Origin of the sequence: Motilimonas thetidivivens (assembly GCF_046452435.1) — a bacterium.
Classification (GTDB): domain Bacteria; phylum Pseudomonadota; class Gammaproteobacteria; order Enterobacterales; family CBDFNC01; genus Motilimonas.
The window spans coordinates 29,267-44,279 of the sequence record NZ_JBKFDK010000008.1; the positions used below are offsets into that span (position 1 = coordinate 29,267).

14 protein-coding genes are annotated in these 15,013 nt (G+C 46.1%); 8 read left to right on the plus strand and 6 right to left on the minus strand.

All coding sequences use genetic code 11. The annotated features are described in order from the left end of the window. The first annotated feature begins 378 nt into the window (after nt 1–378). From ubiE to ACK8OT_RS08110, 8 genes are all read left to right on the plus strand, one after another. Nucleotides 379–1,149, plus strand: coding sequence for a bifunctional demethylmenaquinone methyltransferase/2-methoxy-6-polyprenyl-1,4-benzoquinol methylase UbiE (ubiE, locus tag ACK8OT_RS08075; protein WP_410195991.1), 771 nt, complete (start codon nt 379–381; stop codon nt 1,147–1,149). Between the two features lie 9 nt (nt 1,150–1,158). Then, on the plus strand, nt 1,159–1,773 hold the full coding sequence (locus ACK8OT_RS08080; protein ID WP_410195992.1) for a ubiquinone biosynthesis accessory factor UbiJ: 615 nt from the start codon (nt 1,159–1,161) through the stop codon (nt 1,771–1,773). Continuing rightward, entirely contained in the window at nt 1,770–3,407 is a 1,638-nt protein-coding gene (gene ubiB, locus ACK8OT_RS08085) for a ubiquinone biosynthesis regulatory protein kinase UbiB (RefSeq protein ID WP_410195993.1), read from the plus strand. Before ACK8OT_RS08080 ends, ubiB begins: the two co-directional genes overlap by 4 nt. 99 nt (nt 3,408–3,506) lie before the next feature. Next, nucleotides 3,507–3,752, plus strand: coding sequence for a twin-arginine translocase TatA/TatE family subunit (gene tatA, locus ACK8OT_RS08090; RefSeq protein WP_410195994.1), 246 nt, complete (start codon nt 3,507–3,509; stop codon nt 3,750–3,752). Nucleotides 3,753–3,758: 6 nt separating this feature from the next. Next, nucleotides 3,759–4,190: a Sec-independent protein translocase protein TatB gene (gene tatB, locus ACK8OT_RS08095; RefSeq protein WP_410195995.1), complete on the plus strand. Its 432-nt coding sequence runs from the start codon at nt 3,759–3,761 to the stop codon at nt 4,188–4,190. Beyond that, nucleotides 4,191–4,949, plus strand: coding sequence for a twin-arginine translocase subunit TatC (gene tatC, locus ACK8OT_RS08100; protein ID WP_410195996.1), 759 nt, complete (start codon nt 4,191–4,193; stop codon nt 4,947–4,949). It abuts the gene before it with no gap. Then, nucleotides 4,950–5,729, plus strand: coding sequence for a TatD family hydrolase (locus tag ACK8OT_RS08105; protein WP_410195997.1), 780 nt, complete (start codon nt 4,950–4,952; stop codon nt 5,727–5,729). A 16-nt stretch (nt 5,730–5,745) separates the two neighbouring features. Then, on the plus strand, nt 5,746–5,883 hold the full coding sequence (locus tag ACK8OT_RS08110; RefSeq protein WP_410195998.1) for a hypothetical protein: 138 nt from the start codon (nt 5,746–5,748) through the stop codon (nt 5,881–5,883). Nucleotides 5,884–6,112: 229 nt separating this feature from the next. Here the strand turns inward: ACK8OT_RS08110 and ACK8OT_RS08115 are convergent, their stop codons facing one another. The 6 genes from ACK8OT_RS08115 to ACK8OT_RS08140 form a co-directional block, all read right to left on the minus strand. Then, the gene (locus ACK8OT_RS08115) at nt 6,113–10,036 is read right to left on the minus strand and encodes an AsmA family protein (protein ID WP_410195999.1); all 3,924 of its coding nucleotides are present in this window, start codon (nt 10,034–10,036) and stop codon (nt 6,113–6,115) included. Between the two features lie 189 nt (nt 10,037–10,225). Then, a complete protein-coding gene (locus ACK8OT_RS08120) occupies nt 10,226–10,501 on the minus strand; it encodes a peptidylprolyl isomerase (RefSeq protein WP_410196000.1) in 276 nt (91 codons plus the stop codon). A gap of 154 nt (nt 10,502–10,655) precedes the next feature. Then, a complete protein-coding gene (locus tag ACK8OT_RS08125; RefSeq protein WP_410196001.1) occupies nt 10,656–11,654 on the minus strand; it encodes a DUF6929 family protein in 999 nt (332 codons plus the stop codon). A gap of 284 nt (nt 11,655–11,938) precedes the next feature. Beyond that, on the minus strand, nt 11,939–13,600 hold the full coding sequence (locus ACK8OT_RS08130) for a L,D-transpeptidase family protein (RefSeq protein ID WP_410196002.1): 1,662 nt from the start codon (nt 13,598–13,600) through the stop codon (nt 11,939–11,941). Nucleotides 13,601–13,642: 42 nt separating this feature from the next. Continuing rightward, the gene (locus tag ACK8OT_RS08135) at nt 13,643–13,909 is read right to left on the minus strand and encodes a hypothetical protein (protein WP_410196003.1); all 267 of its coding nucleotides are present in this window, start codon (nt 13,907–13,909) and stop codon (nt 13,643–13,645) included. A gap of 89 nt (nt 13,910–13,998) precedes the next feature. Beyond that, a complete protein-coding gene (locus ACK8OT_RS08140) occupies nt 13,999–14,841 on the minus strand; it encodes a hypothetical protein (RefSeq protein WP_410196004.1) in 843 nt (280 codons plus the stop codon). Between the last annotated feature and the right edge of the window lie 172 nt (nt 14,842–15,013).

The window sequence follows — 15,013 nt, forward strand, 5'->3', positions numbered from 1 at the left end:
ATATCATGAACAAGCAAGCTTTTAGTTGGATGCTCAGAGAGACCGTAAAACTCTCTTCTTTGTACAAAAATTAGTTTAGCCGAAATAAGCTGAACATAAGCTGTATTTTTCTCAGTCTTTCTTAATGCTTTATTGTTAACTTTTTGTATTTTAATGAAATTTAATTTTTACATTAACTATATTTCATACAGTCTTCATGGTTTAGAAAGATCAACCGTAGCGGCTTAGGTCTGCTGTTGGGTTTGGTTGATATATTGAGTGTGCTTTTCGTCCTTGCTAAGTTCCTGCTAAGTTCCTGCTAAGTCCCTTGCTAAGTGCTGGAGTGACAGCGCCCCATCAAGTAAACTAGCGCTCCAGTTAGGATTTTAAGGATGCACCATGACGGAGCAGGTTGACAAAACGATGCATGACGAAACCACCCATTTTGGGTATCAAACTGTTGCCAAAGCAGAAAAAGTTGAAAAAGTTGCAGAAGTGTTTCATTCGGTGGCAACAAAATACGATGTGATGAATGATTTTATGTCATTTGGCATACATCGTATTTGGAAACGTTTTGCGATTGATTGCTCTGGTATTCGTCCCGGCCAAAAAGTGTTAGATCTGGCGGGAGGAACCGGAGATTTAACCGCTAAGTTCTCCCGCGTGGTTGGTGCTCAAGGTCATGTTGTACTTGCTGATATTAATGACTCTATGTTGAAAGTGGGACGCGCTAAGCTGCGCGACCTTGGCATTGAAGGTAATGTTGAATACGTGCAAGCGAACGCAGAAGCCCTGCCTTTCCCTGACAATCATTTTGATTTAATCACCATTGCCTTTGGCTTACGCAATGTGACCGACAAAGACAAGGCGATCCGCTCTATGTTTCGGGTGTTAAAACCCGGTGGTCGCTTATTAGTGTTGGAGTTTTCTAAAACCGAACAACCTATGCTGAGTAAGCTGTATGACTTTTACTCGTTCAACATCTTACCGGCCATGGGCAAAGTTGTAGCTAATGATGCGGAAAGCTACCGCTACTTGGCAGAAAGCATTCGTATGCATCCCGATCAAGACACCTTGAAAGGGATGATGGAAGAGGCCGGTTTTGAGGGCGTTGAGTACTACAATATGACAGGTGGCATTGTCGCATTGCATCGTGGTTATAAATTCTAGGAGTCGGATATGCCTTTATTGAATCTTATTAGCGCTGGTGTAGAAACTGGCATCAATTCGCTGCAACAATGGGATCGACAAGGGCAATTAAGACGCAAGAAATTAGCTGGCAAAGTTTTCTCCATCGAATTAAAAGAGTTACCTAAACCTTTTTATTTTGTCATTAGTGCACAGCAAGTCGACGTGCTAGGGGAATTTGAAGGCACTCCCGATGTACTGGTGAAGTTGTCGATCACGGCATTAGATGAGCTTAAGGACAGTGCTAAAACGACCAGCTTGATCAAACAAGACAAGCTAGAAGTGGAAGGTGATATTCAATTATTACAGCAATTTGCGCAGCTACTCACCGAAATGGAAATTGATTGGGAAGATGAACTATCCCGTTATCTTGGTGATGTGTTGGCACATAAGCTTTGTTACAGCCTTGGCCAAGTAAAACAGCTTGCTGGGCGCCAATTGTGTCGCATTCAGCGTAATGTTGCTGAGGTGATCACCGAAGAATATCGGTTAGCACCTAGCCCATTAGAGGTGGCCTATTTTTGTGACCAAGTTGGCCAGCTAGAGCAACGAAGCGAACAGGTGTTGGCAAGATTAGACAAGTTAGTAGAGCAAGTGGCGAAATGATGAAATTTACCGAGTTTGGCCGCTTGTACGCCATTACTAAAACCTTTTTAAACTACGGTTTAGATGAATTGGTTCCTTACGAGCATCTGCCCATGGGCAGCCGCTTGGCGCGTAAAGCGTTATTTTGGCTGGGTAACGAGCATCAAGATAAGCCGTTGCCCGAGCGCTGTCGCTTAGCGCTGCAGGCGCTGGGTCCGGTTTACATTAAGCTGGGGCAAATGCTGTCAACACGGCGCGATTTATTGCCACCGGAATACGCCGAGCAATTGGCATTGCTACAAGATCAAGTTGAGCCCTTCTGTGGTGAGATTGCTGTGGCGCAAATCGAGCGCCACCTAGGTGCTAAGGTAGAAGCGTTATTTGACAATTTTGATGCGACCCCTTTGGCATCCGCCTCCATTGCTCAAGTGCATACCGCTACCTTAAAACAAGATGCGCGTGAAGTCGTGATCAAGGTGATCCGACCGGGTATCGACAAAGTCATTAAAGCCGACATCCAGTTAATGAAACTGTTAGCTCAAGTGCTCGCCAAATATGCACCTGAAGCAGATCGTTTGCGTCCGGTTGAAGTGGTTGAAGAATACGAAAAAACCATCATAGATGAGTTGGATCTGATGCGTGAAGGCGCAAATGCGATCCAGCTAAGGCGCAACTTCGAAGGCTCTAAAGAGCTGTATGTGCCAGAAATTTATAGTGATTATTGCACCCATCGGGTGTTAGTGATGGAGCGTATTTACGGTATTCCGGTATCGGACATAGCTGCGCTTGAAGCGCAAGGCACTAACATGAAGTTATTGGCTGAACGCGGCGTTGAAACCTTTTTTGCCCAAGTCTTTCGCGATAGCTTTTTCCATGCCGATATGCACCCCGGTAATGTGTTTGTGTCGCGCGAGCATCCCGAAGATCCGATGTGGATAGGTATCGACTGCGGCATCGTCGGCACCTTAAATAAAGAAGATCAGCGCTATTTAGCGGAAAACTTCTTGGCCTTTTTCAATCGTGATTATCGCAAAGTGGCGCAGTTGCATGTTGATTCGGGTTGGGTGCCAATGGATACCAAGGTCGAAGAGTTTGAGTTTGCTATTCGCGCCGTGTGTGAGCCGATTTTTGAAAAGCCATTGGCGCAAATTTCTTTTGGCCACGTATTACTTAACCTGTTTAACACCGCGCGTCGCTTTAATATGAAGGTCCAGCCGCAATTGGTATTACTGCAAAAAACCTTGTTGTATATAGAAGGCTTAGGACGCCAGCTTTATCCACAATTAGATTTGTGGAAAACCGCTAAGCCGTTTCTTGAAAATTGGATGATGCAGCAAGTGGGACCAAAGGCGGTGGTGAATGCGGTTAAAGATAAAGCGCCCTTTTGGGCTGAAAAGCTACCTGAATTTCCAGAATTGATTTACGATGGCTTAAAACAATTTAGAACGCAGCAACAACAGCTTACCCAAATGCAGTTAGCATTCCAGCAACACAGTCGCAATATGGCGAAAAGCCGTTTTTGGGTGATCATTGGGGGGGCCTTACTTGTTGGAGGCGCCGTGCTCTATGGTGAGCAAGATGGTTTAGCCAAAGTGTCAGCTGTGCTGGGCGGGTTAGCCTGTTTAAAAGCGTATTGGCATACCTCAAAAGGGTAAGCTCAATAATAAATTGCGTCGGGTTAAGCATTTTGTCATGCAGTGGCCTTATACTTAATAGAATTAACTAAACAATTAGCATATAAATAGGATGACATTATGGGTGGTATTAGCATTTGGCAATTACTGATTATTGCAGCGATTGTAATTTTACTTTTTGGTACTAAAAAGTTACGCGGCATGGGCGGTGACTTGGGCGGCGCGATCAAGGGCTTCAAAAAAGCCATGAGCGAGAATGATGAAACGAGTGCTAACGAAACCAAAAACTTGGCTGATCCTGCACAGAAAAAGCAAGCCGACTTAGCTGCCAACGACGAGAAAAATAAGCAAAAAGAGCAGGGTTAACCTGCTATGTTTGATATTGGTTTTTGGGAGATAGTATTAATCTCAGTGATCGGCCTCGTTGTGTTAGGGCCCGAGCGATTACCTGTTGCTATTCGCACCGTTATGGGTTGGGTTCGAACCGTAAAGGGAACCGCGAATGCGATGAAAGATGAGTTATCGCAAGAGCTAAAAATCCATGAGATGCATGAAAACTTACGCAAAGCCGAGCAACAAGGCTTAGAGGGATTATCGCCCGAATTACATCAGTCGGTAGAAAGCCTAAAGCAAGCGGCACAATCGGTTACTCGCCCTTACGGCGAAACGTCTAATGAGGCAAATACCGCTAGCCCGGTTGAGTCATCTAAGGTTGCTACTCCCGCATCTGCGGAGCCACCTACGTCAACACCATCATCTGAAGAATCCGCTACTTCGTCAGTTGCGAGCCAGGAAAAAAAGTAAATGTCAGAGCCTCTCCCTGAGCATTCTGCTGCGCCTTTAATTAGTCACCTAATGGAATTAAGAAATCGTTTGCTGCGTGCGGTTATTGCTGTGGCAGTGATTTTTTCCGCTTTGGTGTACTTTGCTAACGATATTTATCACTTTATTGCTGAGCCATTAACCAGTCATCTACCCGCCGGTGCGAGTATGATAGCGACCGATGTGGCAACGCCTTTCTTCACACCAATTAAGCTGGTTATCGTACTAAGTATCTTTGTGGCCATGCCCTATTTGCTCTATCAAGCTTGGGGTTTTATTGCGCCCGGTTTATACCAGCATGAAAAGAAACTGATTGCGCCCTTGGTCTTCTTTAGCGCTTTACTCTTTTATGGCGGTATCGCTTTTGCCTACTACGTGGTGTTCCCGTTAGTGTTTCAGTTTTTTACCTCGGTTGCGCCTGAGGGCGTCACCATAGCAACGGATATCAGTAGTTACCTAGACTTTGTATTAAAGTTGTTTTTTGCCTTTGGCCTAGCGTTTGAAATTCCCATTGCCACGCTATTATTGTGTTGGACGGGTGCGACCACCCCCGAGAAATTAAAAGCGAAGCGGCCTTATATAGTGGTGGCCGCGTTTGTTATTGGCATGCTACTAACGCCGCCGGATATCATTTCGCAAACCATGCTCGCGATCCCTATGTTATTGCTGTTTGAAGTTGGTTTATTGTTCTCACGCTTTTATGTCAAAAAGAGCGAAGATGAGCCAGAGGTGACAGACTAGATGATAGATATCGGCATTAACCTCACCAATGCCCGCTTTGATAAAGACCGCGCCGAGGTGATTGCCGCTGCGCAGCAAGCGGGCGTGACCGCCATGATAGTGACGGGAACCAGTTTACAAGAAAGCCAGCAAGCGGCTCAACTTGCGGCGCAATACCCTGATTATTTGTATGCGACGGCTGGGGTGCATCCTCATGATGCGAAATCAGTGGATCAAGATACCTGGCCAGCCCTGCGCGAGTTATGGGCTCTGCCACAAGTGAAAGCCGTGGGTGAGTGTGGCCTTGATTATAACCGTGACTTTTCACCGCGCCCGATCCAAGACAAGGTCTTTGCAGCACAATTAGAACAGGCGGTAGAGCTGCAACTGCCAGTATTTTTGCATGAGCGCGACGCCAGTGCCCGCTTCATTGAAATTCTTAAACCTTATCGTGACCAGCTTCCAGCCGCTGTGCTGCACTGCTTTACCGGCACGCAGGAAGAGTTGCACGCCTATTTAGATTTAGATTTGCACATCGGCATCACCGGTTGGATCTGCGACGAGCGCCGCGGCCTGCATCTGCATGACGCGGTTAAAGTTATCCCAGATAACCGCCTAATGATAGAAACCGACAGTCCTTATCTTGTACCAAGAAGCTTGCGACCTAAGCCTAAATCCAGCCGTAACCTGCCACAATATTTACCCCACATTGCGCAAACCATCGCCGATATCAAAGGCCAACCCTTAGCAGAGTTGATTGCCAATACCGCTCGCACCAGCCGAGCATTTTTTGCGCTTTAACGGGTAAGCCGCATTTTTGCCGATATCCAGTCGTAACCTGCCGCGATATTTACCCTGTATCGCCGCTCAAACCATCGCTGATATCAAAGGCCAACCCTTGGCAGAGTTGATTGCCAATACCACTCGCACCAGCCGAGCGTTTTTTGCGCTTTAACGGGTGAGCCGCATTCTAAGGTGAAATCCAGTTGTAACCTGCGGCGATATTTAACCTGAGTTTTGGATAAACTATATCGTATGAATAATCCGCAAAAACGCGGTGAATATGTCCCTATACGCTCTGCGTTTTCATCCCTGAAAACGAAGTTTTGCTACTTTTCATACGATATTTATTGGCTGGTTCCAATTGCCAATACCACTCGCATCAGCCGAGCATTTTTTGCGCTTTAATGTTTAATCAGCGTCCCTTGCCAAGCTTGTTGACATTGTGGTTGACCGTTTTTATTAATGGGGGTTTGGATCATCCATTGTAGCGGTGCGACCACGGGACTGGTGATAAAGCGGATGGTGGTGCCGATAAGGCCGCCGGGGGCGATACCAGCCTTAAAATCTTCTATTTTTCCTTTTACTTGAACCGGTGTTTGTAGAGCAAATATTTGCGCTTTTTTCGCTCTAGGTGTGATTTTAATCTCGATATCGCGACTGTTTAAATCAAGCTCCGCTTCGGCGAAGGCTTGCATACGGGTACTGTCGAGTAATACCACTTCCTGCTTTAAATGACCTTGTTTAAGGTTAAAGCGGCCCACCAAACAATTAACCTCAGCATGGGATTCATCGGTGACTTTAGGCAATAAAGCGCTCACTAGACTGACTGCCCACAGATCAAAAATATCGGCTTTAAAGGACTCAGGATTGATAGCAAAGCGTAAGTGGCCATCGGCTGTATTGAGTAGTTGGTTTAGTTTAGGTGCAGATCCTTGGACATTAAGGTCGAGACTAAAGTCGCCTTTAATATGACTGTCAGGTTTAATGCGATTCGCTAACACGCCATAATCTAGCTTGTCTATTTTAGCGTCTATCCAGCTGTTATATAGACCATTGTCAAAGTTAAGACCGGATTTGATCAACACATTGCCACCCGGTATTTCCAGCCGTAATTGTTCTAATTCGGCAGTCCCGTCGTTTAAGCTGAAATCAAGTTGGCCCTGTCCTAAGTTGTCTTCACCTGAAAGTACCTTGTCTACCTTAATGTTGACCTTAGCATCGAGACGTTGAAACGTGGCGGGTGAAATTGGCGCCGATTTGGTTGTTTCGCTGGTGTTTGGCTGTTTACTCGACGAAGCAAATAGCGCCCAGTTTTGATCGCGAAAATCATTGAGTTGGATCTGCGGCGAATGCAGCGATAAATCGAAGTCAGGTTTGCCGGTTTTGCTGTTAGCCAGCAGTGCCATTTGGCCAGACAAATGGCTGTTCGAAAGTTGCAACTTCAGTTGGTCTAGATAGTAGCCGACCTCATCGGTGTGAAATTTCGCACTAAGGTGAACTGGGCCAAAGTGCGGCAAGCTGATAGGCACTAAAGGTTGTATTTCAGCCAAACTGGGACTGTCTAATTGTAATGCTAGTTGGAGTTTATCCGTTGTAACAGGGAAAGACACCTGACTACTGGCTTTCAGTTTGATTTGATTCAGTTGGGCGGTTAAATCGATTGGGATGGGTTGTGTTGACTGATAGCTCGCCCTTAATGAAGGCGCGCGAAGCGAAAGCTGCAGGGGTTGCTTAAGTAGTTTGCCTTGCAGTGTGAGTTGGCTAGCTTTGTCCCTAGCCATGCTAAAGCTGCCTTTGGTTAGCTCTATCTCTGCTGCTTGCCCTTGGTGTTTACTCGGGAGTCGCCAGCGCCCCCCTTCCACCAAAGCATTTAACTTGGCCGACAATAACATGGCTTGAATGCTATCGCCTTTGACGTGGCTGCTAAGGGAAAGTTTGTCGACGTTCAGATCAAGCTCATTACTCAGCTCCAATAAGCGAGCTATTTCGCCGACATCGGTTTGTTGGCTGATCAGCTTAAAGCTGGCTTGTGGCGGAAAGTGGCGCAAATCGACACTGATATCACCGTTAAATCGATTACTTCCTAACGTAACGCCAAAGGGAGCTTGTTTGAGCCAGCCATCGCGAATATTGCCGTTAAGTTGGATGTCGTTGAAGGTTAAGGTTTGGTTATTTAGCCGATCTATTTTGAGTTGCAAGTCGGCATCCATGATTTTAATTTCGCTAGGTAGAATCGGTGCCGACAGGGTGATCCCCGTTTGTTGAGTCACGGTTTTGGGGCGTTGGCTACCAAGGCGGCTTAGTTGAGCTATATTGATCTGCTCGAAATGACTGCTGAGCTTAACGTAAGCGTTATCTTTACCGGGCTGCCAGTATAGGTTGGCACGGCCTTGAGTTTGACCCAGTTTAAGGGAGTCCAAGCTGAGCTCAAAATGGTCGGCAACGCCATTGAGTTGGCCGGCTAAGTAAACGCTGTCTTGGCTGTTGGGATCGCTGGCAAACCAGCTGGCGAGTGCGCCAAACTGTTTGATGTGGGCGTTTAGTGTTAGCTGGCTACCGTCTAGTTGCCCTAGTTTTTGAATGCCCCCTTTGAGGGATAATTGGCTGTGGGGAGCCGTGATGTCAAGTGAGACTTGCCAAGGGTCACCTTGGGCTAGCTGTTGGGTTGGCTCTCCATGGCCTTGGATTTGCACCGGAACGCCCAGTAATTGACCATTAACGGCTAGGGTTGAGGCAATACGCGCGCCAGAAATAAACTCGGCGCTGTCGACCGAGAAGTGCACTGGGTTTGGGCTACCATATTGCAAATGAGCTTGCTTGAGTTGGTAATTTAATTGTGCATTTTGTACTAGGCTAAGCAGGTTGTGGCCATCACTGGTGACTTTTAACACCGATGACTCGACCTGACCTTTGATGGTCGAAACGCCAATAAAAAGATTAGCAAAGTCACCGATTTCGGCATTTTTGGCCTTTAGGTTTACCTTGGCCTTGATGGTGTCGGTTGCTTGCAAGGTAATGCGGCCGCTAAACGGAACTTTAGCTACGGTGACTTTGGCCGGAACGGTGAATTTTCCCTGCTTTAAGCGCACCTTAAGTTTGGCATCTTTGATACTGGTGGCAAGTCCAGTTAACTCATCGAGGGAGAAACTGACGTTCCCTTCTAGTAACGAAAAATAGTAACGTAAGCGATTGAGTAAGACTCGTTGCTCTTGTTGGGCTTGTTGATCTACTTTGGCCTTACTGGGGCTGGCTGGGTTGGTCTTGTTGACGGGCGCATTTGTAGGTGAGCTAGCCGGTGTCTTTGCTTGCAAATCAGTTGATGAATCAGTTGATACATCAGCTGAATTATCTAGCCAATGGCTGAGGTCTATGGTGTCGGCGTGCAATTGACCATTGATGATGGGGAGATCATTTTGCCAATCGATATTGGCTTCGCCGTTTAAGCGGGTGCCTCCGAGACGCATCTCGGTAACCATGAGTTCGGCTTGTTTGGTGGTTCTACTCAAATCTGCGCTAAGCGAGAATGGCAGCAAGGGTTTAATATTGGCGTCTAATAAAGGCGCCAGATATCTATCATCATCTAAGGTTAAACTGAGGTGGCCTTGGGCGTGCTGAGACAGACGATCATATATGCCATGAAATTTGCTCGTGATGCCTGCAACTTCAATAGTGAGTTGATATGGGCTTTGTGGTGATTGAAGATCGGCTGACAGTGTTATCTGATAAGGCAGAGCGGCAAAGCTGCCTGTCGCATCAAGGCGAATATCTTGCGGTTGATTTCCCACAAAGTTCAGTTGTTCAAGGCGATAATCTATAAAAGAGTCAGCATCTCTTTGATGGTTGATGGTGACATCATTAATGGTGATGTGCCCGAGCTGGGCTATACGCCAATCAGCAGGGGCGGTTGAAGCCTCATCTGTAGGCTGCGTGTTGGCTGGTTGGGTGTTGGCTGGTTGAGAGTTGAGCAACCCTTGCCAGTTATTATTCTGCTCATCGCCAAACAGATTCACGGTGAGTCCTGCCACCTTAATGGTGTTGAAGTGAATTTGTTTTGATAGCAAAGGCGTAAGAGCGAGGGCAATTTCGGCTTGTTCCAGAATAGCCAGCTGATTTGGGTAGGGACTAGGATTTGCTATGCTGACTTGATTGACGGTGAGATGGGGGGTTAAGGACAGTTGCAGTAAGGTATCGCCTTGAATACTGATTGGGTTTGCTAGGTGTTGGTTAATGATGGCCGCTAGATTAGGGTTAAAGCGGGATAGATTGATGGTCGGCTGAACTAGCCAGATAAAGGACAACAGCAACGCAAACAGTATGATTATCACTGAGCATGTCAGTCTCAACCAACGCCATCCCTTTCGCTGATTATTGGCAGTCGTGTTTGAGTTGGCTTGGTCTGACATCAATGCTTAGCTCTGAATTAGATTGGTTATCTAAGCATAGATAATTGTGCCGCTAGCGTCACCGAAATAAGTCTGATTCTTTGACTTAACTACTTAATCTTTAAAGTGGTTTTAGCCACGGTATAAGATTTTGATGAGGTGAAAACCAAATTTGGTTTTAACTGGGCCGTGTACCTTGTACAGCTCTTCTTTAAAGACGACGTCATCAAATTGCTTAACCATGCTGCCCTTGCGAAATTCGCCAAGATAGCCACCTTTTTTACCTGATGGGCAGATGGAATGTTGCTTGGCGAGTTTGGCGAAATCAGCGCCTTTTTCCAGTTGTTTTTTGATCTGTTCGCACTTGTCACGTTGTTTGACAAGGATATGGACTGCACTGGCTTTCATTCTAAATCCTAAGGTTGGCTAAGCAAGGAGTATGAAGGCGCTTATAATACCTTAGAGTGCGAAGGAGAAAAAGCTCACCGAAGGGGATAAGGGTAGGGTGAGCTTTGAGAATGGCCCAGCTCAAATTTGGCTAAGCTGGGCAGGGCACGATGGCTTAGTCAAGTTCAAGCTCAAAAGTGAAAAATTCACTGGTGCCGTCATCGTTATCACTGACCAAGGCGCCAGAAATTTCTTCTTCATCACTTTCAACAATCGCGATGGATTCTACCTTAGTGATCAAAGGTTGGCCTTGTTTGTCGAGTAACGGCACAGATGCGCCAGTTAGGTCGATATTTTGTGACGGATCTTTGAATGAATCCAGAGGGATCAGGCCGATAAAGCTGCCCAAGATTTCACCGTCATTGTAGGCATCGCCGGTCGCTTCTACAGAAGCGGTATAAACCAATGATTTGCCTTCTACCCAGAACTCACCACCCGATAGACCCGCTTCAAATCCGGCTACTGTTGGTAAGGTCACAGTATAGGTTGCTAGTTCGGTTACTTGGTCAATTTCACCGACCATGTAATTAACCAACTCGGCTTTATCTAGCATGAAAATGAGGTTGCCGCCTGAGTTACCACGGTTAAAGATAAAGGCTTTATCTTTAGCGATAGCAAGCCCTTCAATATTGAGTTCTTCATCACCACTAAAGCCACCTGCTTGATAAAGCTGGGCATAAAGAGGAGCTAATGAGCGCTCAATTTGTTGCTTGGTATTTTTTGAAATCAGGTAACCCCATTCACGCACTTCCGCCTTACTGCCTGAGCCTAATACTAGGAACCAGTCTTTAAGGTCGTGTTCAACCATGGCCATGGCTTCGTAATCCGGTTTTACCGCTTTAACAATGCGGCCGTCATCTGTCATTGGGTAGTCTTTGATCAGATGCTTTTTCTTAATATCAAACTTTTGGTTTAGCTTAAATAGCCAAGGTGAGTCATCACCTACTGCGTAGAGCGCCTTGCCGTAGGCCACTAGGCCAGAAGCAGAAGAAAGTTCGGTATTTAATACCGATGGGCCGAGCTCGAGATCAAGAGAAACTTGATCCATGTCTTTGGCGTTGGCTTGTACCATGGCACCCGCCGCGAGCATCGCAACAACAATCTTGTTTAGCATTACAACTCCTTGTTTTTAAAATAAAGCATCCGTGAGATTGATCAAATATTACATTTTTATGACAACATGAATGCAGGTGCGAATGTATCTTTGCTAGCACTCATCGGTCAATTTTATTCTGTTGAGAATGGGATCAAATTCAACTAATGATTTGTGCTTAGAAAAGGCTTTCAGCTAAGGCGTAACTAATTGATTTAAATGTTTAGTTATGGAGTTGGGGAGGGTTGCATCGTCATCATATGCCACTATGAGCGGATCCTTAGTGAGCGTTTATGAACGCTTGTTTAGAAGTAAGGCAGTAGCAATGCATCTTTTTGATAGGCATCTTGATGAAAGCTGACGTCGGTGAGTTCGTTGTGGATGCTTGACGTTGCGGCTGTTACCGTCCAATAAAGTAAAAACACATCAATAGGGCGTTGCATGTGCACTCTGGTGCGCTGCTGGCTGTTAACGACTTGCTCGATGCGTTGAGGAGACCATTGAGGCATTGGCTTGAGCAAAAGCTCTGCTAATTTTAAGGGGGTTTCGACGCGAACACAGCCATGACTAAAGTTACGCTGGCTACGGCTAAACAGATGCTTATCGGGTGTATCGTGTAAGAAAATACTGTATTGATTTGGAAAGATAAATTTCACTTGGCCTAGGGCATTTTGTGGCCCCGGTTGCTGCTGTAAAAAGAAGGGGAAATTACGGCCGTTATAGTTTGTCCATTCGCTATCGGCTAGCGCAACACGCTGTCCTTGCTTATCCAATACGTGAAAATTTTGTTGTGATAAATAGCTGGGGTCCTGAGCTATTTTAGGCCACATTTCTCGGACAATACTGCGTGGCACCGACCAGGTGGGGTTAAATTCTAAGTAGGCTAAAGTAGCGCTAAATGCTGGCGTAGCGTGACGTTTTTTGCCAACGATAACCTTGGTTTTCCAAACGGCACTATGCTCGCGATACAAGCCTAGCTGGTAACCAGCAAGGTTAACCAGAATGTATTCATCTTGTTGCAGGTGAGAAGATAACCAGCGCATCCGTTCTAGGTTTATCTTGATTAACTTAACTCGGGTTGCATAGTCGATGTTAAGTGCTGCTAGCGTGGCGGGGCCGATGATGCCATCGGGCTCTAGGCCATGTTGACGCTGAAAAGCTTGGATCGGCTTGATAAGTTCGTTGCCGTAATAGGGTGGAGTAACGTTGGCAGACACATTAATCAAGTGTTGTTGATTTGGCGCTAAGTGGTTCAACTCTCTAAGCCTTTGCTCTATTAATGGAATAGAGGGGCTTGGCATGCTGGGCTTGAGGGATTTCACGTTGAGGATAATGGGCTCAAATGAGGACTGCTGGGCTAAGGCTTGATAGTGGCCAAGTGCCATTTTTAGGGCGCGATATAATTCATGATTAGGCTCTTGTTGCAAGAACAACTCAACCAAGGCTTTAGTTGATATGTGGCTGAGCAGTTGGGCGCTAAATGCCGCTATATCAGGTGCTGGCGTTGGCGGCCAGTGTGGCTCAAAATCCAGCGGGTTAAGCTTGCCTTGACGAAGCTGTAAAGCCAATTTGATAACGGCGGCCGACATTAAAATGTCGAGATCTATTTGGTTTGAAATGCCAAGCTGCTCAAGAGTGCGAAGCCCATCAAGCTGCTGCTCTAAGGTTTCAAGGTAGTAATCGTCAGGGTTTAAACCGTTTTGCTCCGCGTAGTAAAGGGTTGGGATAATTTGAGTTGGGTTATCCCATTGGCTCCAAATGAGCTGAAATTGGTGTTGGCGGTATAGCTCTAGCAAAAAAGGAACATGAGTGAGCTTGTTGCCCATGAGGTAAGGGGTACTACCGAGTGTGATGAGTTTTTGCTCGAGTAGGCGATTGGGCTGATCCGATGGGGTCAAAGTAGCCAAGGCATAAAAGGAAGTTAGCCATAGGGTTAGGAGATAAGTCATTAAGATAGCGCGCTTCATATGTTCCCTATCAAGGTTAAGAGCTCCAAATCTAATTTGAACCTAAAGTAAGCTGGCTATTTTTCGATAAAGGGCGATGGCCTGTTGTTCGGTTAATGATCCTTGCGATTGGCTTTGTCCAGTGGAAGCGCTGACCTTGACCGAGTCAGTTTGGTTCTGATTTTGCTCGGCAAGTTGCTCGGCTTGCCTAGATAGCTTTAAGTACTCTTGTTGTGGTGGCACAAGAGGAACGCTAGCCTGTTTGATGGCCATTGAAGTTGGGCTCTGTGCAGGAGAGCTGGTCAGGTTTTGAGTTGGTTCAATCTGCATGGTTGCTCCCTCCTTCTCATTAGTATAGAACGAAAAGGAGGATCCAGAAATAATCTCAAACAACGCAAGACGCCAGAAACGTTTAGGTGCTAGAAGCGATAGTGCAGCTGGAACATAGGGCCATGGTAATTAAATTTAACTTTAAGATGGGAGCGATCACCTTTGAATTTGGCATCAACATCATAGTAGGCGTATTTAACGCTGGCGCTAAGATTGTCATTAACTAAGTATTCAACACCGCCATTCAGGTCAATCAAACTGCCATCTAGCTGATCTACCGAAAGATAAAAATATTGCGCTTGCCCTAACACAGCCCAATTGGGGGTGATGAGATAGCGGCCTTTAAGACCCACATCGGGAAGCGGCGCGGTGGTGTCCTTAAAAGCATTCGTATTGGGTAAAATAGGCGTCCCAGCGCAAGAATCATTTACACAAGCACCCATTTCGCCATTAAGGCCGATTTCAATCCACATAATGTGCATGCCTAATGTAGCGGCAAGATCCCATTTATCATCTTGATAAAATGAGTAACCATAGCCCAGGGTAGCTATGTCGATATTTAGGGTGGTTTTAATGCGGGCGCCGGCTTGAATGATGTAGGTCGTATCACCGCCAAGATCGGTCTCAAACGGTTCAGTGACTCGTTCTTGTGTGGCGCTGCGATGAAGACGCTTCCAATCAAAATAGACACTGTGTTTGTCGTTGAACTGATAATTGAGGTTGGCATAAGGTAGCCACTTTTCTTCACTTAACTTGAGATCTTTTTCAAAATCCAAGCCAAAATCTTTATCTCCTAATGGTGACTTAACATCCATAGTGGTGTTTGAGGTGGTGTAAAATCCGCCTAAGGACAGGCTCCATTCTCCGGCGAGAGCTGTTGAGCTATGAGCTAAGCAAAGCGCAGCAGCCCCAATAAGTATTTTTGTTTTCATCGGCTTCCCTAATGATGATTGACTATAGCGGATTTACAGTCTTGAATTTTTAGTGTCTCATGCTGCGCTATGCTAGCACTCTGTGACTTGTTTTCCGTTATTAATTAACTTGATTAAAGGTGAGAAGCAAGCGCAAATGTACCTAATTTGGCCTGCGTAAAGCTAATCGTGA

Coding starts and splice junctions, on each gene's coding strand:
- ubiE (WP_410195991.1), top strand. CDS start 379: ATGACGGAGCAGGTTGACAAAACGATGCATGACGAAACCACCCATTTT.
- ACK8OT_RS08080 (WP_410195992.1), top strand. CDS start 1,159: ATGCCTTTATTGAATCTTATTAGCGCTGGTGTAGAAACTGGCATCAAT.
- ubiB (WP_410195993.1), top strand. CDS start 1,770: ATGATGAAATTTACCGAGTTTGGCCGCTTGTACGCCATTACTAAAACC.
- tatA (WP_410195994.1), top strand. CDS start 3,507: ATGGGTGGTATTAGCATTTGGCAATTACTGATTATTGCAGCGATTGTA.
- tatB (WP_410195995.1), top strand. CDS start 3,759: ATGTTTGATATTGGTTTTTGGGAGATAGTATTAATCTCAGTGATCGGC.
- tatC (WP_410195996.1), top strand. CDS start 4,191: ATGTCAGAGCCTCTCCCTGAGCATTCTGCTGCGCCTTTAATTAGTCAC.
- ACK8OT_RS08105 (WP_410195997.1), top strand. CDS start 4,950: ATGATAGATATCGGCATTAACCTCACCAATGCCCGCTTTGATAAAGAC.
- ACK8OT_RS08120 (WP_410196000.1), bottom strand. CDS start 10,501: ATGAAAGCCAGTGCAGTCCATATCCTTGTCAAACAACGTGACAAGTGC.
- ACK8OT_RS08125 (WP_410196001.1), bottom strand. CDS start 11,654: ATGCTAAACAAGATTGTTGTTGCGATGCTCGCGGCGGGTGCCATGGTA.
- ACK8OT_RS08130 (WP_410196002.1), bottom strand. CDS start 13,600: ATGAAGCGCGCTATCTTAATGACTTATCTCCTAACCCTATGGCTAACT.
- ACK8OT_RS08135 (WP_410196003.1), bottom strand. CDS start 13,909: ATGCAGATTGAACCAACTCAAAACCTGACCAGCTCTCCTGCACAGAGC.
- ACK8OT_RS08140 (WP_410196004.1), bottom strand. CDS start 14,841: ATGAAAACAAAAATACTTATTGGGGCTGCTGCGCTTTGCTTAGCTCAT.